Raw genomic sequence first — 22,376 nt, 5'->3', positions numbered from 1 at the left:
GGTATAGTAATTGGAATGATTGAGATTCTCACAGCCAGCGAAGTAGAGCGCGCCCGCGAGACCGGACGCCTTGTCGGAAACATCCTCAATACGCTCAAGCACCGCGTGCAGGTCGGCACCAACCTTCTGGAGATCGACGCCTGGACCAAGGAAATGATCGAAGAAGCAGGAGCGGAATCCTGCTATGTCGACTACGCCCCGTCTTTCGGCAGCGGGCCCTTTGGCCATTACATCTGCACCGGCGTCAATGATGCCGTACTTCATGGCTTGCCTCGCGACTACCAGCTGGCCGATGGCGACCTGCTTACCCTGGATCTGGCCGTCACCTTGAAGGGCATCGCCTCCGATGCGGCCATCAGCTTCATCGTTGGCACCGCTGCGCGTGCAGAAGACCTGAAAATGATCGAAACCACTCAGCGCGCCTTGGATGCGGCCATTGCCCAGGCGCGTCCCGGAGCCAAGGTCGGTGACCTGTCCTTCGCCATCGGGTCGGTGCTCACCGCCGAAGGATACAAGGTCAACATGGAATTCGGTGGCCACGGCATCGGCAGCACCATGCATCAGGACCCGCATGTCTCCAACGATGGGCGCCAGGGCCGAGGCTACACGCTGCGCCCTGGTCTGCTGCTGGCTATCGAACCATGGGTCATGGCCGATACCAACAAGCTGGTGACCGACGGCGACGGTTGGACCCTGCGCAGCGCCACCGGCTGCCGCACCGCACACACCGAGCACACCATTGCGATCACCGAGACCGGAGCGGAGATTCTCACCCTGCCCAGTGGCCCGTTGGCCTAAGTCGCGGTGACCGGGGCGGCTGCTTGCCGCCATTCCAAGGAGCCGGCGGCCCGGTGCAATGCGCCGCGGCTGCCGGCGGGATCCGCCACCAGGTTCGCGGGCAGCGCCCCGGCGAAGTGCCAGCCTCGGCCTGCCGCCAGCTGCCGCAAGTTATCCAGATTCCGGGCATGCAGGACCGAGGGCTGTGCCGGATAGCTGCCCAGCAGCAGTGTCCCGCGATCAAAGCCGCGCGCAAGGCAGGCCTCCAAAGTGAGCGCGCTGTGGTTCAATGTACCCAGATCCGGCCGGGCCACCACCACCAGCTCGGCACTGAGCGTTGCGGCGAGATCCGCAATGTTCTGCCCCTGCGCGGTCAGCTCCACCAGCAGCCCGCCGGCACCCTCGACGAGCACCGCATCGTGCCTTGCGGCCAATTCGCGGATCCGCTGCACATGGTTGTCCAGACTCGGCAGGGCTAGAACAGGATCCAATCCGGCGCATAGGGCCGCGTCCGCCGGTGCCATGGGTTCGGCTAGGCGCACGCCCTCGGAAGCCGTCAGCCTCTCGGGATGCCCCAGCCAGCGGGCCGCATCCTGCGCATCGCCGGGTTCTTGGCCCTGCACCCCTGTTTGGGCCGGCTTGTAGATGGCCACGCTTTGTCCCAACTGCAGCGCCCTGGCGGCCAGCACGGCGGTGGATACGGTTTTGCCGACTTCGGTGTCGGTTCCGGTGATGACGTGGATCATGGGTGCCTCGATTCATTCTGGTAGCGGCAGAACACCGCATCCGGGGCTTGGAAAGATAACGAGTAGCCGAAACGCACGGCTTTCGGGTCGGCTGCCAGCGTCGGCAGCAGCCGAGCAGTTTCGGCGAGGACCAGTTCAGCTTCCATCCGTGCCAACCCCGCGCCCAGGCAACGGTGGATGCCGTGTCCGAAGGCCAGCGAGGCATCAGCGGCAGTGCCCAGCTCTCCTCCGGACAGGCGCAAGACCAGTTCGTCCCCGGCCTGGAACTCCTGGTCACCGAGCCGGATGGCGCTAGTGGCAATCCGCCGCCAGGTCGGCACCGAGGAAGCGCGGGAAAGCACTTCGCCCACCAGCTGCCGTGCGGCAGCCATACCCGTGTCCCGGTGGGCCAAGGCGCTCCATCGATGATCGCGAAGGCCTGCGTGCAACGCGGTGGAAATGAGCATGGAAGTGGTTTCCTGCCCGGCGATGCCCAGGAAATAGGCCAGGGAGCGCAATTGCCGCTCGCCAATCCCGGCCCGGTGCAGCTGAACGCAGAGATTTTCGTCATCGCGATGCACCGCCTCATGCACGGCACCGTCCAGCCAGGCATAGTATTGGGCTGCGCTGCGGGCCAGCTCCAGCTGTCGAGGCTCATCGGGCCAGCCCCAGAACAGCTCCAGCGAATTCTGGCTCCAGGCCTTCAGGCTGCTGCGCGGCGGCACCGGGAAGCCGGTCATCCGCGCCATGATTTCTACCGGGACCACCGCTGCCAGCTCGGTGCCCAGGTCCAGTACCTCGCCTCGGCGCAGCCGGGTATCCAAGCCTGCGCAGATTTCGCGCACCCGGGCCCGGACCTGCTCGCGTTGGGCGCGGACCTTGGCCGGGCTGAAGAACCCGGCGGTAATCCGCCGCACCGCCAGATGCTCCGGTCCCGAGGCACTGGCCAGCACCTCGGGCAACGCGAATTTCACCCGGCTCAGGATGCGCAGTGCCGCCGGGGCAAGGGGCACCGCGGTGGCCAGCGCATTGGCGGGGGAGAAGTGCTCGGGTCGGGCCAGGATGGCGCGCACCGTCGCAGGGTCCTCGATACTCCGGTAGCGCCGGTTGATGGCGGCCGGGTAGGCGGCCGGCAAGTCACCTGCCAGCGGGGCCTGGTCCAGGGCGCTCGCCGTGGCGGCATAGGGGCAGTTCATCAATCCTCCTCGGCGATGGTTCGGGCCACCGTATGGATGGCAATTTCAAGTTCCGGTCCCTGGTGCTGGGCATGGGCCGTGAGCCTCAACCGGGAAATCGAGTCGGGCACGCTGGGCGGGCGGAAGCAGGCCACAGCAATGCCCGCGGCCGCCAGCTTGGCCGTTGCCCTGAATGCCGCGGCGGAACTGGACATCCGCACCGAGTGGACCGCTCCAGCCCCGGCGTCTACGCGGTCAGCCAGATGCGAATAACTGCGCAACTGCTCGAAAACCAGCCGCGCATTGGACTGCAGGGCAGCTAGCCGCTCCGGGGTGGCCAAGCGCAGTGCGGCCAGTGCCGCGACCGCGGCCACAGGGGACAGCCCCGTGTCGAAGATGAAGGTGCGTGACGCGTTGACCAGCTGCTCACGCAGCGCCTGGGCGCCGGATCCGCCCAGGAGCACGGCACCGCCCTGGGAACCCAGCGCCTTGGACAACGTGGCGGTAGACAGCACATGCGAAGCACCGGCCAGCCCGGCCGCATGCACCGCCGAACCCCGGGGCACGGCACCCAGCGAATGGGCTTCGTCCACCAGCAGCAGCGCCCCGTACTGCGCGCACAATGCTGCCAGCTTCGGCAGCGCCGCGGCATCCCCGAAGACCGAATAGATGGATTCGACCACCACCAGCACCCGCGGCTTGCCCTGCGGATCTTCGCGGTTGGCATGCAGCAGGCGGGCGACATCCTCCAGATCATTGTGCGCCGCGGTAGCCACCGCGGATGCCGAAAGCTTGGCCCCATCGATCAGGCTGGCGTGGGCATGGGCATCGATGATGAACAGGCTGCCCGGACCGCCTAGGGCGCCGAGCACCCCCAGATTGGCGGTGTAACCGCTGGAGAAGACCAGCGCCGACTGCCGGTGGGCGTAGCTGCAGAGCCCGGCTTCCAGCTCCCGGTGCACTGCGAAGGTCCCGCCGGCCACCCGGCTGGCACCGGCTCCCGCGCCGTGCTCCAGCGCCGCATCGGCCGCGGCTCGGCGTACCTGCCGGTGTCCGGCCAAGCCCAGATAGTCGTTGGATGCCAGATCGAAGACCCGGCCCCTGGGCGCATCGTTGCGCTGCAAGCCGCGCAGTTCGCGCACCCGGGCGCGGGTGCCCAGCCAGGTCTCCCAGCGTGGAGCGGGCTCAGCCATGAACTTGCTCCAACGCGCCGACCAGGCTCTGGCCCAGGGCGGCGATGTCGCTGGGGGTGCTGGTATACGGAGGCATGACATAGGCCAGGTTCCGGAAGGGCCGCACCCACAGCCCGCGGTCCACCGCGGCCCGGGTTAGCGCCGTTACGTCCACCGGTCCGTCGAGTTCGATGGCCCCCACCCCGCCGAGTACCCGCACATCGATAACGCGGCCAAGCTGCGCGGCGGGTGCCAGTGCGGCGCGCAACCCGGCTTCCAGGGCGGAGACTTGAGCGCGCCACGGCCACTGGGCTGGGGAACCGGTCCCGGGAGCGCCGGTGAGCAGATCGAGCGAGGCGCAGGCCACCGCGCAGGCCAGCGGGTTGCCCATGAAGGTGGGACCATGCAACAGAGCGGACCCGGTCCCACCGCGGCCGCTGGCCAGGGCCGAGGCGATTCTGGTGGTGCAGAGCATCGCGGCCAGCGTGAGGTAGCCTCCAGTCAGTGCCTTGCCCACGCACATGATGTCCGGAACGATCCCGGCATGTTGCACCGCGAACAGTTCCCCGGTGCGCCCGAAACCGGTGGCGATCTCGTCGGCGATCAGCACCAGGTCGTAGTCATCGGCCAGCTCGCGCAGGATCCGCAGCACCTCCGGTGGGTAGACGTGCATGCCGCCCGCGCCCTGGAGCACGGGCTCGCACACGATCCCGGCTAATTCAGGTGCGTGCGCCGCCAGCAGCCGGCGGGTTGCCTGCTCCCACTGCTGCATCCCGGATTCGCTCTGCTCCCAGCTACCTTGCTCGGTGCGGCGTGCCACAGGAGGCTTGGGCAAGAACACCTGTGCGGCGGACAGCGGCGCGAAAGCTGAATGCATGCCATCCACCGGGTCGCAGATGCCCATGGTGGCGAAGGTGTCCCCGTGGTAGCCGCCGCGCAGCGCCGCGAAACGGCTGCGTCCGGTCCGGCCCTTGGCATCCTGGTATTGCAAAGCGAGCTTGAGCGCCACTTCGACGCTGATCGACCCGGAATCGGCCAGGAACACATGGCTCAACCCCTCGGGGGCCAGGGTGACCAGTCGTTCGGCCAGCTCGATCGCCGAGCGGTGGGTCAGCCCGCCGAACATCACGTGGCTGAAGCGCTCCAGCTGGCCACGCGCGGCGGCATCCAGCGCAGGATGGCGGTATCCGTGCACCGCGGACCACCATGAGGACATGCCATCGAAGACCTCGTGGCGTTCGCCCCCGGCGTCTTCCAGGGACAGCCGGGTACCGCGTGCTGCGGTGACCGCGTAGCGGGCCCCGTCATCCAGCGGTGCATAGGGGTGCCAGAGCAGCCCGGCATCCCGGGCGAGCAGCTTCGAACCGGTGGCGATCATGCGTTGGGGGTTTCCCGGGTCCCGGCGCCGCGACGGCGCAGAAGCGGCTGGGAGGCGGCGGGGCCGCAGCCCGAGGACCCGCTGCCGCAGGCAGGGGAAGCATCCGAAGAGCAGCACGATCCGCTGCATCCATTGGCCCCGGCGTTGCCCGCATCTTCCGGCTGGCGCGCGGCATGCGCGGCGGCTTCGCCCAGGGCGCGGGCGATGCTGGCTGGGTCCTGGTCCTCTTGGCCCAGCACAACGAATCCGGCATCGGCAATCATGGCCAGATCGGTTTTCGCATCCTGCCCTTCGCTGGTCAGGTAATCGCCGAGGAACAGCGAATTGGCAACTTCCAGCGCATTGGCCTGCAAGGAACGCAGGTGCATTTCGCGTCCGCCTGCCATCCGGATCTCCTTGTCCGGGCAGGCCATGCGCACCACGGCGAGGATGCGCAGGCACGCCAACGGGGTCAGGTTCCAGGTGCCTTGAAGCGGGGTGCCGTCGAAGGGCATCAGGAAGTTGACCGGGATGGAATCGGCGTCCAATGCGCGCAGGGCGAAAATCCCCTCAACCAGCTGCTCAGCGGTTTCGCCTAGCCCGACGATGAGTCCGGAGCAGGGGGAGAGACCAGCAGACTTGGATTCTTCCACGGTGGAGACGCGCTCGGCGTAGCTGTGGGTGCTGCAGATGTCCGGGTAGAGGGACTCTGCGGTGTTCAGATTGTGGTTGTAGGCATCGGCGCCGGCGGCCTTGAGCCGCTGCGCTTGGCCCTCTTTGAGGATGCCGATGCAGGCGCAGACTTCCACCTGCGGGTGTTCTTCCTTCAGGCTTCCGATCATCGCGGCGACGCGGTCGACATCCCGGTCGGTCGGGCCTTTGCCCGAGGCGACCATGCAGACCCGTGACGCTCCGCCGGCGATGCCCAAGCCGGCCTGGTGCACCGCCTCTTCGGGCTTGAGCCAGGTGTATTTCAGGATTTCGGCCTTGGAGCCCAAACGCTGCGAACAATAGGTGCAGTCTTCCGGGCAGAGACCGGATTTCAAATTGACCAGGTAATTGACCTTGACGGTGTTGCCGAAGTGCTTGCGTCGCAAGATGCCGGCGGCAGCGACGAGCCGGAAGACCTCTGCGTCATCCATTGACAATAATTCCAGCGCCTCCTCGGCGTTGAGCTCATGGCCCTGCTCGATGCGGGTGGCCAGTTCGGTGCAATCAATCGTGGTGCTGCGCTGCGGGGAGATGCTCATGGGTTCCTTCGCCTGGTTCCTTGGCCGCTAAGGTGACGCGACTTCGACTTGAACGGTGTTCAATTAAGGCACTAATGTACACGAAAAAGCCCCTGCATTGAACATTGTTCAATGCAGGGGCTTGAGTCGAGTCGCGTACCGCGGGTGGTGCTAGTTGATTCCGAAGCCGCCGGTCCATTCGATCTTCTCGCCTGCGGCCAGCGAGATCTGCATGAAGCCGATGCCCTCCAGTTCGCGAGCGCGCTGGGTGGCGCCGGCATCGATGGCGCGCAGTCCGCCGGCAGTGACCAGTGCGGACAGCTCGCCCTTGGCCGTTTCGTCGTCACCGGCGATCAGCACGGCGGTCTGGGTGCCACCGACCTGGCCTTCGGCGATGGTTGCGGCGAAGTTGGTGTTGAAGGCCTTGATGACCGTAGCTTCCGGTAGCGCCTTGGCGATTTCGGCCGTGGCTGAGCTGTCAGCTGGCACGGTGAGCGAGTCAAAGGTCTCGAAGTTCAGCGGGTTGGTGATGTCCACGACAACCTTCCCTGCGAACTGGTCGCCGCGTTCGGCGATGATGCTTTCGATAGCTGGGTACGGCACGGCCAGGACGATGATGTCGCCGTAGGCTGCGGTAGCCGAGTCGCCCGAGCCGAGCATCTGGATGGTGGCACCGCCCTTGTTGAGGACCGATGAAATTGCCTGGCCCATATTGCCGGTACCGATGATGCTGACGTTGACCATGAGGACTCCCTGAGTTGATTAGTTGAAGCTTTAATCAAATACTAAACCTACTAAAGTTGAAGCGTCAAGTATATTTGGGAAAATTCTTTTTACCTTTCCGCAAGTGCCCTCGTGCCGGCGCTGAAACAGGGTCGAGGAACAACAGATCCTGAGCAGAAACATAATGATCAGAAGCGACGTGAGGCCCCGAGAAATCGAATGAGGGTAGGTTGGCAGAAACAACGAGAAGAGTGGGAAAGCGAGTAACTCGATGGACACAACGCAGCTGTGGTCGCTGGTACGCGCCGAACGCGAGACGCTATGCGAATTCTTGGGAAACCTGGACCAGAGCCACTGGCAGCAAGAATCTCTGTGCCCGCCATGGACGGTACGCCACATCGTTGCCCATATAGCAGCCGCGGGGTCTACGGCCACCGGGGCCTGGCTGGCCAATATGCTCCGCAGCGGCTTCAATACCGATCGGCACAATGCGCGGCTGCTGGAGAAGTTCCTTGGCGACTCCCCTGACCAGACCTTCGATAATTTCCAGAATTCTTGCGGCAACTCCATAGCGGCACTGAACTCGGTTCCGGCACTGCTGGGGGAAGTGGTGGTCCACAGCCAGGACATCGCGGTTCCCCTGGGGATCACACTGCAGCCGGGAGCCGAATCAGTAAGGGAAGTGGCCGAATTCTTCGTATCCGATAATTTCGCGGTCAACAGCAAAACTTTGGCCAAGGGTCTGAAAATCGTTGCGGTCGATCAGGAATTTGCCGTTGGAACCGGTCCTGAGGTGCGTGGCAAGCTGCTGGATATTGTCATGGTCCTGGCTGGACGGAGGCACGGCTTGCCGCAGCTGGAAGGTGACGGCGTTCAGGAGCTGCAACGCCGGCTTGGCTGAGAGACGCATCAGATAGAAGCATCGCGCCGCACGAATACCGTGCGGCGCGATGCGGATCTGTCAGGGGCTAGCCCAGCGGGGCTAGCGCGCTAGCCAGTGGATTCTCCAAATCACCGGCGTAGAGCAGTCCGCCGGACTGGTCAGTGAGGTCAAGCATCTGCTGGTTATTGCGCAGCTGCAAGCGGTTCAGGCAGGACAGGGGGAAGCTCTGGGCAAACAGGCCCAGCTCATCGAAGCGCTCGGTGAATTCTGGATGCCGGTCACGGTAATCCAGCAAGCGGCCAACGACGGACTTCCAGAAATCTTCCTCGCTTATCAGGCCCTCGGCATCCAGCAGCGGCGCAAGGAAGCGGAAGAAGGAATCGAAGACATCTGTGAAGACCGAGAGCACCGGGTCGCCGCCGGTGCGCACGCGGCGGATTTCTTCGGGCAGTTCCACCCGGTCCGAAAGCACCGCAATCTCTTCTCCCAGATCCTTGAGCAGCACCTTCTTGACGGCACCGTTTTCCAACACCATGATGACGTTCTCCCCGTGCGGCATGAACACCAAATCGTATGCTGCCAGGCAATGCACCAACGGGATTAGATAGGCATCCAGATATTGGTTGAGCCACGTCTGCGGGTCCAGGCCACTGCGCCGGATCAGCGCTCCGGCGAAGGACTTGCCGTGGACATCGACATGCAGCAAGCTCGCCATGGTGGCCAGCTTCTCGTTGTTGCCCAGCATGCTGATCGGGGATTCGCGCCACAGGGCAGCGAACATCTTTCGCTGCGGCGCGCTCTTGTCCGTGGCGGCTTCGAACTGCGGGTTCCGGTAGCCCACCGCCGCGATTTCTCGCAGCAAGGCCACAGGCTGGCTGGAGAGCACCGGATCATTCTCGAATAGCTCGCCCAGCCATTGGTTGATGGCCGGTGTGACCTTCATGTATTCCGCGCTCAAGCCGCGCATGAAGCCCATGTTCAAGATGGACATGGCGGTCTTCACGTAGTTCCGGGTGGGATTGGAGAGGTTGAAGAAGGTGCGGATCGATTGTTGTGCCTGGTATTCGTCTTCGCTGGTGCCCAGCCAGATCAGCTGCTTGCGGGCAATGTCGTTGGCGAAGGTAATCGAGAGGCGGTTTTCCCACTGCCAAGGGTGCACCGGCATGAAGATGTAGTCTTCTGCAGATAATCCGGTGCCGAACAGGGCAGCCTCCAGCGCGTCGTCCAGGCGCTGGCGTTCTGCCGGGTGCAGCTCGCCGGAGAGCAGTGATTCGTAGTCCATGGAGTCGATGGCATCGAACTGCGCCCGGGACTTGTGGGCCGCGGCCCAGCCGAGGCGCAGGGCAGCACCGGTTTCCGGTGCATAGCGCAGGTAGTCGCTGCGGCCCACGCCCATGCGGCCATTATTCGCAACGAAGCATGGATGGCCCTCGGTCATGGAGGATTCAATGAGCTGGAAGGACTGCACTGCATCGCCGGGGAATTGCGCGAGCTGCGCGGCATCATGGGTGGCGTGGACCTGCTTGTAGCAGTGGCTGGACAGGGTAGAGGAGAGCTCTTCGAGGTAGGTGGGCAGCTGGGCTTCGGAGAGCGTCAGCTCCCGGTAGAAGAGAGTGATGAAATCAATGGCATCAACTTCGGCTTGGTGCCAGATCCCGTCGGCGAACTGCTGGTGTTCCAGCGACTGCGGATCAACCAGCCAGTGATTCAACTGGTAGCGGCGGGCGGTGAAGCTGTAGCGGTGTCCGTCCTTCTGCACCGAGTAGCGGTTCTCGCCGTGATCGGCCGGTTCCAGCAGGCGCTCGTGGGAGAACTCGCCCAAGGCCTTGGCCAAGACATGGCGGTTGGCGCGCTCCCAGCGTTCCGGGCTGAGGAAGGAAGAATCCAGGCTGCGACCGGTTGCGGTTTCAAAGTCGTTGCGGGTGCAGATCGAGAGCAGAGCCTGCTTGGTGGAACCATCTGGTTCAGCCAGCTGTACCGGGCGCACCGGGCGGAAACCGACCCGGGCGTTCAGAGCGTGAATCGCCTTATTGCGCTGGTCAGGTTCCACAATGATGCGTTCGGTGCCCGGGCGGGAAAAGGCCTGCTGCACCGCAGCGCTCAGCGCATCGAGGGTGAATCCAGGCTGCGGGTCGCTGGCGGCAGGGGCCAGGAAGTGCAGTCCGCGATCGCCGCGCACGTAATTGTAGGCTTCAGCGAGGGCAGAGGTCGCCGGGTTGTAGAGCTCCACGAGGAAGCGCGCGCTGCCGGCGCCGTCCAAGCCCAGCAGCACTTCGTAGTCATCGGTCTCCAGCAGTGAACGGTATTCGGCGGCAATATCGGTTTCGCTGGCGGTGGGCATGCCCCAGAATGCTGCGTGCTCGGTGGCGATCCAGGAATGCAGCAGCGCGGTGTCTTCGGGCAGGGAGATGGTGCGGAAGGTGTAATCGGTCATTGGGCTTTGATCCTTAGGCGCGGGAGTTGGCAGTGTCGGCGGTTGGCAGGCCGGCGAGTTCGGCGGCGCCGAAGCGCTGGAAGGCAATTTGTGCTTCCACCGGGTAGACCGTGCGTCCGGCCACGCGGTTGATGATCACCGAATTGCGGTAGGCTCCCATTCCCAGATCCGGAGCGGTGAAGCCGTGGGTGTGCAGTTCGGCGTTCTGCACGAAAATGTCTTCGTCCAGCCCGATGGAGTATTCCCGATCCACGTTCAAGCGCCCGTCGTCCAGGTAGTTGATGCGCTCGGTGATGCCGTCCAGGAAGTCGGGGGTTCCGGCACGGTAGCCGGTGGCCATCACCAGATTGTCGGTGACGAATTCCAGATCCTGCGCGGTGCGTTCATGGCGCAGGGTCACGGCCAGCTGTTCGGCTGCGGCCTCGATGCTGGTCGCCGTGCACCCGGTGCGCAGGTGGACATTGGCCGCTCCGTTGACACTGCGCTGGTACAGCTCTTCATGGATTTCATTGATCAGATCCGCATTGATGCCCTTGTACAGGCCCTTTTGCTCCGCAGAGAGCACGTCGCGCTGTTCCATGGATAGGCCATGGAAATGGTCAATGTATTCCGGCGAGGTCATTTCCAAGGTGAGCTTGGTGTATTCCAGCGGGAAGTAGCGTTCCGAGCGGGTGGCCCAAATCAGGTGGTCGTCGTCGGGCAGGCAGCGCAGCAGGTCGAGGAAGATTTCCGCGGCGCTCTGGCCGCTGCCCACTACACAGGTCACCTGCGGGCGAGATTCGGCTGCGCGTGAGGCCAGCAGCTGCTCGCGGTGGAACATGTAGTCGCTGGAATGCACCACTTTGCCCGTGCCGCGAGCTGCGTCGCTGACCACCGGCGGCAGATAAGGCTGGGTGCCGGTACCAAGCACCAGCTTGTCCGCGCTGAAGCTGCTCAGCCCCGAAGCGGTGAGCACCGATAAGTGGTAGCGGCCCTCGCGGTATTCGGCTTCCAGCACGCGGTGCCCGAAGCGCACGCTGTCGATGTTCGTTGCGGCCCACGCCAGATAGCTGGAATATTCCTCACGCAGCGCGTAGAAGTTCTCGCGGATGTAGAACGGGTAGATCCGTCCCTGTTCCTTCAAGTAGTTCAAAAATGAGTGCTTGCTGGTCGGATCGGCCATGGTGACCAGATCAGCCATGAACGGAACCTGCAGGTGGGTTCCGGGCAGCATCATGCCCGGGTGCCAGACGAACTTCTCGCTGGCATCCAGGATCGCGACCTTGAGATCTTCGAGACCGTCGGTGAGGGCGGCGAAGCCAAGGTTGAAGGGACCCGCGCCGATGGCGATGGCATCGAAGTGTTCGGCTGGTTGATTCATTTCTTCTCTCCAAGGGTGCGTTCGGCCAAGATGCTGGTGCCGATACGGCAGATCGCGTCGAGGATCTGGCTGATATCGGCCAAGGTGGTGTTGGGATTGAGCAAGGTGAGCTTGAGCATGCGCTTGCCGGCGACGGTGGTGGCGGCAATCATTGCTTCGCCGCTGGCATACAGGCGATGGCGGATCTGGTTGGCCAGCGCATTGTGCTCGGCCAGCTCCAGCGGGTGCTGCGGATCTCCGAAGGAGAAGACCAAAGTGCTGAGCTGGACATCGGCGGCCATATGCAGCTGGGTGCGCATGGCGACTTCCTGCTGGGCGTCCTCGGCTAGGGCAATGACCTTATCGAACATGTCGCCGAGCCGGGTGGCGCCCAGGGAACGCAGAGTGACCCAGAGCTTGAGCGCATCGAAGCGCCTGGTGGTCTGCAACGACTTGGCCACCTGGTTGGGGACGGCTTCGGCCTCGGCACGCGGGTTGAGATACTCCGCGTAGTGCGCGATGGATTCAAGGGTTGGAGCGTTGCGGACCACCAGGGAGCTGGAGCCGATGGGCTGGAAGAAGGACTTGTGATAGTCCACGGTGACCGAATCAGCCTGCTCGATGCCGTCCAGCCGGTGGCGGTGCTTGTTGGAGATCAGCAGCCCGCAGCCATAGGCGGCATCGACGTGGAACCAGGCACCGGCTTCGGTGGCGATCGCACGCAATTCAGGCAGCGGGTCAATGGCGCCAAAGTCGGTATTGCCGCTGGTGGCGGAGATGGCCATCGGTACCAGGCCGGCGGCAAGGTCTTTGGCCAAGCGGTCGCGCAGTGCTTGCGCATCCATGCGGTGCTGTGCGTCGGTGGGGATGGCGACGGCGGCGTCGTAGCCCAAACCAAGCAGCATGGCGGCATTGCGGATCGAGAAGTGGGCATCCTGCGAGCAGTAGATGCGCAGGTTCGCCAGGCGTTCGGGCAGCGAGCCCTGCAGCTTCGCAGTGGCGGTGTTCCGGGCTATGAGCATGGCCTGCAGATTGGACTGCGTTCCGCCCGAGGTGAAGACGCCGTCGGCTTGTTCGGCATCGAAGCCAATGAGCCCGGCAGTGAAGGCGATGAGCTTGCGTTCAATCAGGGTGGCGCCGGCGCTCTGGTCGAAGGTGTCCATCGAGGTGTTGATGCTGGTGACGAAGTTTTCGGCGACAACAGCCGGGATGGCCACAGGGCAATTGAGGTGGGCTGCGTACTTCGGATCGTGGAAGTAGACCGCGTCCTTGAAATACAGCTCATGCAATTCGGAAAAAGACTCTTCGCTGGATCTCAGGGGCTGATGCAGATCGACTCGGTCGATCTTGGCTGCGAGCTGTTGCGGGGTCGGGCCGGTAGTTGGCGAAGTAACTGCGGCGAATTGCTGGGCTACACGGGATGCCGCCAGATGGGATGCGGTTTCGTAGCTTCGGGCGGTGTCTGCACACAGCAAGGCATCGTCGTAAAGCGGAAGGGGGAGATCAGGGACTTGCAGGGTAGGCAGTGAGGTACCCATGAGCATGCTCCTCAGATAGAGACGATTGAAATTTGGTCAGGCTCACCTAACAAGGATCTATTAACATCACAGGTAAGTTAGTTAATGCAAGCCGAGTAATCCGGGTTCTGCCGAAGATGGAAAAGTTTCGCCATTTTCCACTGACGCAGGGAAATGTTGTGGTAGATTGTGCGCTGACCTGTTCATTGATAGTTGACAAGCGTGCCGCACTGCCTACTCAAGCGGAGTTCGATCCGCCGTCTATTGGCGCTTTCAGCTATCGCTAATCGTTTGATTGATTTTTCTCTCGAAAAAGGTATGCTCAAACGGTTGGAGCAAGGAGTGACACGTGACCACCGAAAGTCAGGGGAAAATTCAGCGTGCCCGGCGCCTACTGCTGGGGTCCAACGCGATTGATGCCGCGGGACGCTCACTGGTGGACATCACCGTTGACCTCGTGTTCGTCGGCACCTTGGGCGCCACCGCCATGCATATGGGGCTGCTCAATATGCTCAGCTCACTTGCTTTCGTCATTGCCAGCCTTCCTGCCGGACATTTGGTGGACAAGTACTCGGCGCTGCGTGTCTTGCGTATCGGACTGGGCGCAAAATTTGCGCTGTTGATCTGTCTGGCACTGCTGGCGTTCACCGGGACACTGTCGATCCCGCTGGGAATGCTGCTGTGCACCTTGCTGGGTATCTGCAATGTCTTCTCCGAAACCTCGCAAACCACCGCAGTGCCACAATTGATCGAAGAAGATCCAGCTCATCGGACTTCGAGCATCAGCAAGCTCATTGCCCGATTGAGTGCCGCAGACCAGACCATGACCGTGGTCATCCCCGCGGTAGCTGGCACCGGGTTTACGCTCCTGGGAGCCCCCGCAATGCTGGGCCTGGCCGCAGGCCTGGCCGTGCTCGGCCTGTTGCTGGCCTTGCGGGTTCGCAGCTATCGGCAGCAACTGGGTGCTGGACCAAGCGATGCGGCACCAAATAAAAAAGCAAAGGTACTCTCCGGACTGCAATATCTGGCCAAGCACCGCACGCTGATGGCAATCACCCTCGCAGTAGCGCTGGCAAACTTCGGGCTGGCCATCGGCTCCGCGGTAGAAGCAATCTTCATCATCAAGGATCTGGGTTTCGGTGAACTCGGATACGGCCTGCTCGCCTCCGTTGGCGGCGCCGGCGGCCTTGTAGGTGCTGCGCTCGCCGGGAGAATTTCCGGTGCCTACTCTCCGGCGAAATTGCTGGTATTCACCGGAAGCGCCCAGGCACTGCTGGCCGGCTGCGTCCTGCTGGCAGCCTTCACTACCGAAGCCATCTCCCTGATCCTGCTCATCGTCCAAGCTTTGGGTTGGGGCGTGGCTGCTTTGATGTTCAACATTGCCTCTTCCTCGTGGGTGGTGGACATTGTCCCGGAGGAGTTGCTCGGGCGGGTGCTCAGCGCCCGGCGGCTATTCACTTTCGGCGCAGTACCCCTTGGCGGCCTGCTGGGCGGATGGCTGGGATCCAGCTTTGGAACTACCGCAGGGCTCATCGGGTGGGTTTGCGCCACCAGCTTGGCGGTGCTCTGCTTCCTGCTGATGCGCAGCTCTGCGACCCGCTAGGCTGGAAAGCGTAAGCCCGACGAACCAAAGGCAACTGCGCACGTGAAACTCGTTATCGATGCCCGATACACCCGCATCACCCACCATGATGGAATCAGCCGCTACACCGCAGGCCTGATCGAGGCCACAAGCAAACTTGCCGATGTCACCATGCTGATCAATGACGCTCGTCAATTGGCGATGCTGCCCGAAGTGCCGTATCTGAAGATTTCAGGCCCAACCAGCGTGCTGGAACCGCTGGTGGCCTTGCAGATCAACAAGCTCAACCCCGATGTCGTGTTCTCGCCGATGCAGACCATCGGAACGTTGGGACGCAAGTACCCGGTCATCCTGACGCTGCACGATTTGATCTACTACTCGCACCCGCATGCGCCGAAATTCCTTCCTGCCCCGATCAGGGCCGGCTGGTTCCTCTTCCACCAGGTGTACTGGCCACAGCGCCTGCTGCTGAACCGTGCCGATGCGGTCGCCACCGTTTCCAACACCACCGCAGATTTGATGCGCAAGCATCGACTGACCAAGAAGCATATTGGCCTGGTGTCCAATGCTCCAACCGGACACTTCGCCCGCCGCGATGTGGCGAAGAAACCCAAGAAAACACTGCTGTACATGGGCTCCTTCATGGAATACAAGAATGTGGAAACTTTGATCCGTGCCATGGAATACCTGCCGGACTATGAGCTGCATCTGCTCAGCGGTATCAATGAGCAGCGTTATGCCGAGTTGGCCGCGCTCGTCCCGGCCCCAGACCGCGTCCATTTCCACAATGGTGTCAGCGACGCAGAGTACGAACACTTGCTCAGCGAGTGCACTGCACTGGTCACGCTGTCCCGCGAAGAAGGCTATGGGCTGCCTTTGGTGGAAGCCATGAGCATGGGCACCCCGGTGGTAGTCACCGACATGCCGATCTTCAAAGAGGTTGCCCAGGATGCGGCCCTGTATGCATCGGCTGATGACGCGAAGGGCTTTGCGGACCAAGTACGCATTTTGGATGAGCAGGCTACGTGGCAGGAGTATTCGCAACGCGCCGTAGAACGAGCCGGGAGCTACTCCTGGCAGCGGTCAGCGCAGCAGCTGCTGGACTTGGCCAGATATGCGGCAGATCACAAAAAGTAGTTCGATGCTGCCTGGTTGGCAAGGTCCGGGTTTCTGCTGGATAAGGGCGGAAAATCAAGGGATGGGACGGGTGTTCTGCGGTGCTGGTCCCGATTTGAAAACCGGACTTGGCCAGTGCTAAAGTATTACTCGTTGCATTCCTCCATAGCTCAATTGGCAGAGCATTCGACTGTTAATCGAAGGGTTACTGGTTCAAGTCCAGTTGGAGGAGCCAAGGAAACCTCCCAGCTGCATTAGCAGCTGGGAGGTTTTGTTTTACCCGAAAACGATCGTCGCTGTTGGAAAAAATGAAGCGAAAACCCACCAACGCCCGAATCTCCTATAACCACAGGTGATTAGACGATAGACTTTCGAACCGTGAACAGATACACCCACAGCATGAGATAAGGCCGTGGGTTTTACGCCTGAAGACTGAGTCGTCCACGGCAACCGGGGTGTTAGCGTTTGATGTACCGGTTGCTGAGCGATCGAGAATATGGAGAAACCATGTCTGAAGCTGAATCGACGCAAGCTGACGAAAGCCTTAAGTCGAGCGTCAAGAGTGCTAAGGCGCAGGTTGATGGACTCAAGGAGCTTGTTCCTCAACAGCTCTCGGATGAGATCAAACTCGCGACTACTGTACTCAAAGGCAAGGGGATCAGCATTGGCATGGCGGCGGCGCTTGCCGGTGCCGCACTGCTGGTAGTGCTGCTCTTCGTAATTGCCGTTGTAGTAACACTGGTCAATGTTTTGGCTCTTTGGCTGCCAGGTTGGGCAGCTGCATTGATCGTTGCAGGATTCTTCTTGCTGATTGCTGTCATTTTGGGATTAGTTGGATACGCCAAGGTCAAGAAGGCACTGCCGTTGAAGCCGGAAGCAGCTATTCGTGGCCTGCGCCACGACTTGGGCGTGCTCAAGGATGGCAGCGCCTTCGACGTCAGCACTCTTGATGAGCCGCTGAAGAAGAAGTCCGCTGAGGACGAAGACGAGGCTGATACGAAGAAGGAACCGAAGCCACCGGCACCAAGCGCTGACGAACTGCTGCTGCGTACCAAGCGCCGTCGTCGTCAGATCCAGGCTCTGCGCGACAACCTGGGCGAGAGCGTCCAGGCACCGCTGGCCAAGATCGACAAGGTTCGTTCCTTCACCCAGAGTGCTGGGGAAAAATTCTCCGGAGCTGCGGCCAAGGCCAAGGGATTTGTCCGCCCGTCATCCTCTTCGTCGTCCGAAGACCAATCGGAGGCTGACAGAGTCGGCTCAAACCGTTTAGAACAGGTCCGTCCGTATATCGTGATGGCCGGTTCCGGGGTAGCGCTGGCGGCTGTTCTCCGCGCATTGTTCAAGCGCTCCTAGGTTTTTGCCGACGGGGCGGTGCGCTGGCCAAGACCAGCGTGCACCCGCCCCGTCGTCATGAAAATTTAGGCTAGAAAGGCACTGACATGGTTTGGATCGCTATTGCAGCGGCACTATGCAGTGCCTTTTGTCTTGCCTTTGGCGCGCACTTCCAGTCGCAAGCCGTACGCAGCGCCGTTGGTGGCCTGGACCTGACAATCAAGAATGTCGGGAAACTAGCTAGCAACAAACGCTGGATGAGCGGTCTGGGACTGATGGGCCTGGGGATGGCCTTGAATGTTTTTGCCTTGGCCAGCGCCCCATTAACGGTGGTGCAGCCAATTGGTGCTATTGCGCTGGTGATCACCGCGATGGTTAATGCCAAGGAAACTGACCTGACGATGAATCGGCCTACGGTTTTTGCGATCATCAGCTGCATGATCGGTTCCGTGGGATTYGTGCTTTTGGCTGTAACGGTGACCAACGGCAATCAGTCGGTGTCCGAGGCTGAAGCGCACTTGATCGAAATGATCCTGGCAGTGGTCGTTGGCATCGTGGGATTGGCCACGATTTTCTTCCATAAGAAGCTGGGTGCCTTCTTCTACATCCTCAGCGCCGGCGTGCTTTTCGGGTTCGTCGCCGTGCTGGTGCGAACCATTGCAATTGCCGTACTCGGCCTTGGAGACAGCAGCTTCATGCAGCTGCCTTGGCTCGCTGGACTGGCAGTTGTCGTTGCAGGCCTGCTTGGTTCGTATTTTGTCCAGAAGGCCTACTCAAAGGGTCCTCCTGATCTGGTGATTGCCGGTCTGACGGTGATTGATCCGATTGTTGGCATTGCCATTGGAATCGGCATCCTTGGAGAACTTCGTCCTGATGTCCCAATGATGGTTACCGTGCTGATGCTGGTGGCTGCAATCTTGGCCATCGTGGGCGTGACCGCATTATCCAGGCATCACCCGGACGTGATTGAACGCCGGAACCAGACTGAAGCTGGAAAAATCATGCCTGAATCCAAATAAACTGAAGATTCAGAATTCCTATCAAAACTACAACGCGTGTGAACGCCGAAGGATGCCCGTGGCCAAGGAAAAACCGCTGACCATCGTCATTGCTGCTGACACCTATCCGCCAGACGTGAACGGTGCGGCGATGTTTTGCTACCGGTTGGCCACTGAGATGCACGCTCGTGGCCACCGCGTGCATGTGCTGGCAGTACGTGGGGACAAGGGCAAGACGTATACCGAGGTCTGTGACGAAGCTATGGTGCACCGCCTTGAATCGCATTCGGTACCTACGCATGAATACTTCCGCATCGTCTTCCCATGGGAAGTCAACCAACAGATCGACAAGCTCTTGGCTGATATCAAACCCGATGTCGTGCATGCGCAGAGCCACTACATGATCGGCCAGCGAACCCTTGGGTGGGCCCGCAAAAACAAGGTGCGGTCCGTTGCCACGAATCACTTCATGCCAGAGAACCTCGATCCTTTCCTACCGTTCCCGCGATGGTTCAAGCGAATTGTCGCCCACAATTCGTGGAAAGACATGGGGAAAATTTTTGGACGTGCGGACTTTGTCACGACTCCAACCCCGCTGGCGGCCAAAGCCATGCGCGAACGTGCCAAGCTAAGCAAAGTGCTTCCGCTGTCCAACGGAATCGAGGTCGGCAACTACGAGCTGGCTGCGGGTGAAGTAATCACTAAAAATGAGTTCCCCACGATATTGTTCGCCGGCCGTCTCGCCGTTGAAAAGAACATCAACGAACTCATCGAGGCATTGCCTTTAATGAGCAAGGTGCCCAACGCCATCATCGAAATTGTCGGTGGGGGAGAGCAACGCACGCATCTGGAAAAGATTGCCGACGATTTGCAACTGCGCGATCGGGTTCGTTTCCTTGGACATGTCAGCGATGAGCAGTTGCGCCAGGCCTACCTGCGCTGCGATGTGTTCTGCCAACCGGGCACCGCAGAATTGCAGTCCTTGGTGACACTCGAAGCCCTTTCCGCTTCCAAGCCCGTCGTCCTTGCTAATGCGATGGCGCTGCCTCATCTGGTGGATGAAGGCGTCAACGGGTACTTGTTCACTCCCGGGGACAGGCAAGACCTGGCCGACAAGCTGGACCGGATTCTGTCCATGGAGGAACAAGAGCGCGCCAAGATGGGTGAAGCGGGGCATAACAAGGTGAAGAACCATGCACAGGAAAAGACGATGAACTCATTCGAGGCCCTTTACCGCGGCCAAGAAGTCTCAACCCATTAGCCGCTTCGTCATCCTAAGGTGCGTCAAATCGATGTTTTGGTTAGTGATGCCCTAGAATATTTCGAGTGTGGTTACTTCCGCTGCGGTGGATGACCCATGTGGGGAGTTAGCTCAGTTGGTTAGAGCAGGGGACTCATAATCCCTTGGTCATGGGTTCAAGTCCCATACTCCCTACCAACCTGGATAGCCCGGTGACTTGTGTGAACAAGTTACCGGGCTTTCTCATTTGGCTCCAAAGGCCAAGAACTGACCCTCGTCCTACTAAATGGCTAGGTCTCCGCACTTACCGGGTGGCTAGCCGGCCCGCCGAGGACCGTGGCGATTGGCACTGGCTTCGGTGGCAAAGGGATCCAAGAGAAGCGAGTGCTCAACTTCTTGAACTATTTCGGTCGGTGCCGCTTCGGGCCGACCGAGAATGAGACGCTCGTAGGTAGTGCCTGCATCACGAAGTGGTGTCAATGCATTTCTGGAGTGGCCTGCCCTGCGGGCGAGGAACAAGCGTCTGGTGAACCAGATTGCTAGCGCGAGGCCAAACAGAATATAGGCGACGAGGCCGTAGTTAAATTTAGTTCCGTCCTGCCAGAGCGTATAGGCCATGCCCAGGACTACAGCCAGTACGCAACAGGAGAATACCAACGCCTTCTTCATTTCTCACCCATTTCGGTTAGTGCCGCCACACAGAACCAGCAGGCCCCTAGTTGCTCCATCCTAGGCTTTAATCCTAGTTAGTCTAGGGCTGGGATTCCCAGGGGGAAGGTCCACGGCAACGCACTGGACAAGTTAGACAAATGACCTCGTAGGAGAGACCACCGGATCCCAGCGGACAATCTGTTGGCGCAACCAAGGCTCTGGAACTGAACACGAGAATCAACTCCCCAAAGTGAACCCCTTTGCCTGGAGGTTATTGCTAATTCCGACGTATCGCAGCATTCGAAGCAAGCGGCGTGAGGCAACTGGACCTTTGGGCGGTTTCAGCCGCGCAGCGGCAGGAGAATCGAGGGGCGCATATCGCGGATCAGCAATGCTGGATCGATGTACTCGCCGTCCAAACGCACACCCCAGTGGATGCACCGGTCTGCACAGTGAGCCCCGCTGGCTACCTCTCCCACAACCGCCCCGGTTTCTACCCAGTCTCCTACGGATACGTCCGCGGCAACGGGCTCAAGGCTAGTTATGAATCCATGGCCGTGATCAATTACGAGAACCGGCCTATCCACGATCACCGAGGCAAAAGAAACCCGTCCGCGCTGCGGTGCATGGACTGTGTCCCCGGCACTTGCGGCCAGGTCTATGCCGCGATGCCCTGAGAGCCACTTTTCGGCAGGTCTATCGAATGGTTCCTGAATCTCCGGAACGCCGGCTAGAGGCCATTGCCATCCATCGGCGGTTGTCAGCGCGGTACGCATTTCAACTCGGGCATGTGTCCGTTCGAGCGCAGTAGCCCCGGGCAGGCCCAAGCCCAAAAGGAGGACCTGCAGTGTCGCAATAGTGAACTTTAGATTCATTCCATCAGGTTGGGCCGAAAGGGGATGAGTCAAGGCGATGAAATAGCGAATTGTGGGTAAGCAATTAGGCTGCAGATCACCAAATCAGCCGTGCTAGGCCTCTAGTTCTCTGTAGTACACTTGAAACAGCAGTTTCCTGTCACAGGTGTGTCCAAAATTGGACGCATCAAGGCAAGAGATTGACTTCGCGCATGAGCTTCCACAGCCAAACAAGGCTGTGGCCTGAGGTTCCAGTGGTCCGAGAGAATCGGTGGACCGAAGGCGAGATGCCAAGCATCTTCGGCACTCATGCTAGGGCAGATGACCACAATGGCTATCTGCATCAACCCGAACAACTAAGAGCAGTTACCGCGGGCGCATCTGTGCCCGGTCCGCCACTGCTGAAAGGAGTTGCGACATGCCAGTCGTAACCATGCGAGAGCTGCTTGACAGCGGCGTCCACTTCGGCCACCAGACCCGTCGCTGGAACCCAAAGATGAAGCGCTTCATCTTCACCGAGCGCAACGGCATCTACATCATCGACCTGCAGCAGTCGCTGTCGTTCATCGACCGCGCCTACGAGTTCGTGAAGCAGACTGTTGCTCACGGCGGCACCGTACTGTTCGTCGGTACCAAGAAGCAGGCTCAGGAATCCATTGCTGAGCAGGCTAACCGCGTTGGCCAGCCATACGTGAACCAGCGCTGGCTCGGCGGTATGCTGACCAACTTCCAGACCGTCTCCAAGCGCGTTCAGCGCATGAAGGAACTGGAAGAGATCAACTTCGAGGACGTAGCCGGTTCGGGCCACACCAAGAAGGAACTGCTGCTGCTGAAGCGCGAGCTGACCAAGCTGCAGAACAACCTCGGTGGTATCCGCAACCTGACCCGCACCCCATCGGCTATCTGGATCGTTGACACCAAGAAGGAACACTTGGCTATCGACGAAGCTCAGAAGCTGGGTATCCCAGTTGTGGCCATCTTGGACACCAACTGCGATCCAGATGAGGTTACCTACCCAATCCCAGGCAACGACGACGCTATCCGCTCCGTCAACCTGCTGACCCGCGTTGTTGCTGACGCTGTGGCCGAAGGCCTCATCGCCAAGAACAACAAGGCTGCAGGCAAGACCGAGGGTGCTGCTGAGCCAATGGCTGAGTGGGAGCGCGAACTGCTTGAGGGCGAGAAGGCTAAGGCTGAAGCTCCTGCTGCAGAAGCTGCAACCGAAGCTCCAGCTGCAGATGCTGCAACTGAGGCTCCAGAAGCCAAGTAGTC

19 protein-coding genes and 2 tRNA genes are annotated in these 22,376 nt (G+C 60.9%); 10 read left to right on the top strand and 11 right to left on the bottom strand.

Annotated elements, in window-relative coordinates:
* Nucleotides 1–15: 15 nt before the first annotated feature.
* Nucleotides 16–798 carry a type I methionyl aminopeptidase gene (map, locus tag AB4Y71_RS06385; RefSeq protein WP_013348308.1) on the top strand — a complete coding sequence of 261 codons (783 nt, stop codon included), beginning with the start codon at nt 16–18 and terminating at the stop codon, nt 796–798.
* Here map and bioD read toward each other — a convergent pair.
* The 6 genes from bioD to AB4Y71_RS06355 all read right to left on the bottom strand — a co-directional run bounded on the left by bioD (nt 795) and on the right by AB4Y71_RS06355 (nt 7,179).
* On the bottom strand, nt 795–1,523 hold the full coding sequence (gene bioD / locus AB4Y71_RS06380; protein ID WP_013348309.1) for a dethiobiotin synthase: 729 nt from the start codon (nt 1,521–1,523) through the stop codon (nt 795–797). The genes map and bioD overlap by 4 nt on opposite strands.
* Nucleotides 1,520–2,698, bottom strand: coding sequence for a cytochrome P450 (locus tag AB4Y71_RS06375; protein ID WP_441718833.1), 1,179 nt, complete (start codon nt 2,696–2,698; stop codon nt 1,520–1,522). The genes bioD and AB4Y71_RS06375 overlap by 4 nt, the downstream gene beginning before the upstream one ends.
* On the bottom strand, nt 2,698–3,870 hold the full coding sequence (locus AB4Y71_RS06370; protein ID WP_441718830.1) for an aminotransferase class I/II-fold pyridoxal phosphate-dependent enzyme: 1,173 nt from the start codon (nt 3,868–3,870) through the stop codon (nt 2,698–2,700). Before AB4Y71_RS06370 ends, AB4Y71_RS06375 begins: the two co-directional genes overlap by 1 nt.
* The gene (gene bioA, locus AB4Y71_RS06365) at nt 3,863–5,227 is read right to left on the bottom strand and encodes an adenosylmethionine--8-amino-7-oxononanoate transaminase (protein ID WP_441718828.1); all 1,365 of its coding nucleotides are present in this window, start codon (nt 5,225–5,227) and stop codon (nt 3,863–3,865) included. The genes AB4Y71_RS06370 and bioA overlap by 8 nt, the downstream gene beginning before the upstream one ends.
* Nucleotides 5,224–6,456: a biotin synthase BioB gene (gene bioB, locus AB4Y71_RS06360; RefSeq protein ID WP_441718826.1), complete on the bottom strand. Its 1,233-nt coding sequence runs from the start codon at nt 6,454–6,456 to the stop codon at nt 5,224–5,226. The genes bioA and bioB overlap by 4 nt, the downstream gene beginning before the upstream one ends.
* Nucleotides 6,457–6,606: 150 nt before the next feature.
* On the bottom strand, nt 6,607–7,179 hold the full coding sequence (locus AB4Y71_RS06355; protein WP_441718824.1) for an NADPH-dependent F420 reductase: 573 nt from the start codon (nt 7,177–7,179) through the stop codon (nt 6,607–6,609).
* A 250-nt stretch (nt 7,180–7,429) separates the two neighbouring features.
* Here AB4Y71_RS06355 and AB4Y71_RS06350 point away from each other — a divergent pair, with 250 nt between their 5' ends.
* Nucleotides 7,430–8,059 carry a maleylpyruvate isomerase family mycothiol-dependent enzyme gene (locus AB4Y71_RS06350; RefSeq protein WP_441718823.1) on the top strand — a complete coding sequence of 210 codons (630 nt, stop codon included), beginning with the start codon at nt 7,430–7,432 and terminating at the stop codon, nt 8,057–8,059.
* A gap of 67 nt (nt 8,060–8,126) precedes the next feature.
* Here the strand turns inward: AB4Y71_RS06350 and AB4Y71_RS06345 are convergent, their stop codons facing one another.
* The 3 genes from AB4Y71_RS06345 to AB4Y71_RS06335 are packed head-to-tail and all read right to left on the bottom strand — an operon-like array spanning nt 8,127 to nt 13,352.
* Nucleotides 8,127–10,475 (bottom strand): GNAT family N-acetyltransferase, encoded by a 2,349-nt coding sequence (locus tag AB4Y71_RS06345; RefSeq protein ID WP_441718820.1) that lies wholly within the window; start codon nt 10,473–10,475, stop codon nt 8,127–8,129.
* Nucleotides 10,476–10,488: 13 nt separating this feature from the next.
* Nucleotides 10,489–11,835, bottom strand: a complete 1,347-nt coding sequence (locus AB4Y71_RS06340; protein ID WP_441718817.1) for a lysine N(6)-hydroxylase/L-ornithine N(5)-oxygenase family protein — start codon at nt 11,833–11,835, stop codon at nt 10,489–10,491.
* Complete coding sequence (locus AB4Y71_RS06335) at nt 11,832–13,352, bottom strand: pyridoxal phosphate-dependent decarboxylase family protein (protein WP_441718815.1); 1,521 nt, start codon at nt 13,350–13,352, stop codon at nt 11,832–11,834. Before AB4Y71_RS06335 ends, AB4Y71_RS06340 begins: the two co-directional genes overlap by 4 nt.
* A gap of 328 nt (nt 13,353–13,680) precedes the next feature.
* Here AB4Y71_RS06335 and AB4Y71_RS06330 point away from each other — a divergent pair, with 328 nt between their 5' ends.
* The 7 genes from AB4Y71_RS06330 to AB4Y71_RS06300 all read left to right on the top strand — a co-directional run bounded on the left by AB4Y71_RS06330 (nt 13,681) and on the right by AB4Y71_RS06300 (nt 19,797).
* Nucleotides 13,681–14,934 (top strand): MFS transporter, encoded by a 1,254-nt coding sequence (locus AB4Y71_RS06330; RefSeq protein ID WP_441718812.1) that lies wholly within the window; start codon nt 13,681–13,683, stop codon nt 14,932–14,934.
* A 42-nt stretch (nt 14,935–14,976) separates the two neighbouring features.
* Nucleotides 14,977–16,050 (top strand): glycosyltransferase family 4 protein, encoded by a 1,074-nt coding sequence (locus AB4Y71_RS06325; RefSeq protein ID WP_441718810.1) that lies wholly within the window; start codon nt 14,977–14,979, stop codon nt 16,048–16,050.
* A 138-nt stretch (nt 16,051–16,188) separates the two neighbouring features.
* Nucleotides 16,189–16,264 (top strand) — tRNA-Asn (locus tag AB4Y71_RS06320).
* A gap of 272 nt (nt 16,265–16,536) precedes the next feature.
* On the top strand, nt 16,537–17,382 hold the full coding sequence (locus tag AB4Y71_RS06315) for a phage holin family protein (RefSeq protein WP_441718808.1): 846 nt from the start codon (nt 16,537–16,539) through the stop codon (nt 17,380–17,382).
* Between the two features lie 86 nt (nt 17,383–17,468).
* On the top strand, nt 17,469–18,380 hold the full coding sequence (locus AB4Y71_RS06310) for a DMT family transporter (protein ID WP_441718805.1): 912 nt from the start codon (nt 17,469–17,471) through the stop codon (nt 18,378–18,380).
* Nucleotides 18,381–18,432: 52 nt separating this feature from the next.
* Nucleotides 18,433–19,620: a glycosyltransferase gene (locus AB4Y71_RS06305; RefSeq protein WP_441718802.1), complete on the top strand. Its 1,188-nt coding sequence runs from the start codon at nt 18,433–18,435 to the stop codon at nt 19,618–19,620.
* 100 nt (nt 19,621–19,720) lie between these two features.
* Nucleotides 19,721–19,797, top strand: a tRNA-Ile gene (locus tag AB4Y71_RS06300).
* Between the two features lie 117 nt (nt 19,798–19,914).
* Here the strand turns inward: AB4Y71_RS06300 and AB4Y71_RS06295 are convergent.
* Together AB4Y71_RS06295 and AB4Y71_RS06290 are read right to left on the bottom strand one after the other, a co-directional pair.
* Nucleotides 19,915–20,268 (bottom strand): hypothetical protein, encoded by a 354-nt coding sequence (locus tag AB4Y71_RS06295; protein WP_441718799.1) that lies wholly within the window; start codon nt 20,266–20,268, stop codon nt 19,915–19,917.
* 323 nt (nt 20,269–20,591) lie between these two features.
* Nucleotides 20,592–21,125 (bottom strand): M23 family metallopeptidase, encoded by a 534-nt coding sequence (locus AB4Y71_RS06290; protein ID WP_441718796.1) that lies wholly within the window; start codon nt 21,123–21,125, stop codon nt 20,592–20,594.
* 397 nt (nt 21,126–21,522) lie between these two features.
* Here AB4Y71_RS06290 and rpsB point away from each other — a divergent pair, with 397 nt between their 5' ends.
* Complete coding sequence (gene rpsB / locus AB4Y71_RS06285; RefSeq protein ID WP_102598075.1) at nt 21,523–22,374, top strand: 30S ribosomal protein S2; 852 nt, start codon at nt 21,523–21,525, stop codon at nt 22,372–22,374.
* Nucleotides 22,375–22,376: the final 2 nt, after the last annotated feature.

The sequence above is a fragment of the Glutamicibacter sp. MCAF14 genome (assembly GCF_052114325.1).
GTDB classification, from domain to species: domain Bacteria; phylum Actinomycetota; class Actinomycetes; order Actinomycetales; family Micrococcaceae; genus Glutamicibacter; species Glutamicibacter arilaitensis.
This window is presented reverse-complemented; position numbering and strand designations above follow the sequence as displayed.

Coding starts and splice junctions, on each gene's coding strand:
- map (WP_013348308.1), top strand. CDS start 16: ATGATTGAGATTCTCACAGCCAGCGAAGTAGAGCGCGCCCGCGAGACC.
- bioD (WP_013348309.1), bottom strand. CDS start 1,523: ATGATCCACGTCATCACCGGAACCGACACCGAAGTCGGCAAAACCGTA.
- AB4Y71_RS06375 (WP_441718833.1), bottom strand. CDS start 2,698: ATGAACTGCCCCTATGCCGCCACGGCGAGCGCCCTGGACCAGGCCCCG.
- AB4Y71_RS06370 (WP_441718830.1), bottom strand. CDS start 3,870: ATGGCTGAGCCCGCTCCACGCTGGGAGACCTGGCTGGGCACCCGCGCC.
- bioA (WP_441718828.1), bottom strand. CDS start 5,227: ATGATCGCCACCGGTTCGAAGCTGCTCGCCCGGGATGCCGGGCTGCTC.
- bioB (WP_441718826.1), bottom strand. CDS start 6,456: ATGAGCATCTCCCCGCAGCGCAGCACCACGATTGATTGCACCGAACTG.
- AB4Y71_RS06355 (WP_441718824.1), bottom strand. CDS start 7,179: ATGGTCAACGTCAGCATCATCGGTACCGGCAATATGGGCCAGGCAATT.
- AB4Y71_RS06350 (WP_441718823.1), top strand. CDS start 7,430: ATGGACACAACGCAGCTGTGGTCGCTGGTACGCGCCGAACGCGAGACG.
- AB4Y71_RS06345 (WP_441718820.1), bottom strand. CDS start 10,475: ATGACCGATTACACCTTCCGCACCATCTCCCTGCCCGAAGACACCGCG.
- AB4Y71_RS06340 (WP_441718817.1), bottom strand. CDS start 11,835: ATGAATCAACCAGCCGAACACTTCGATGCCATCGCCATCGGCGCGGGT.
- AB4Y71_RS06335 (WP_441718815.1), bottom strand. CDS start 13,352: ATGGGTACCTCACTGCCTACCCTGCAAGTCCCTGATCTCCCCCTTCCG.
- AB4Y71_RS06315 (WP_441718808.1), top strand. CDS start 16,537: ATGTCTGAAGCTGAATCGACGCAAGCTGACGAAAGCCTTAAGTCGAGC.
- AB4Y71_RS06305 (WP_441718802.1), top strand. CDS start 18,433: ATGCCCGTGGCCAAGGAAAAACCGCTGACCATCGTCATTGCTGCTGAC.
- AB4Y71_RS06295 (WP_441718799.1), bottom strand. CDS start 20,268: ATGAAGAAGGCGTTGGTATTCTCCTGTTGCGTACTGGCTGTAGTCCTG.
- AB4Y71_RS06290 (WP_441718796.1), bottom strand. CDS start 21,125: ATGAATCTAAAGTTCACTATTGCGACACTGCAGGTCCTCCTTTTGGGC.
- rpsB (WP_102598075.1), top strand. CDS start 21,523: ATGCCAGTCGTAACCATGCGAGAGCTGCTTGACAGCGGCGTCCACTTC.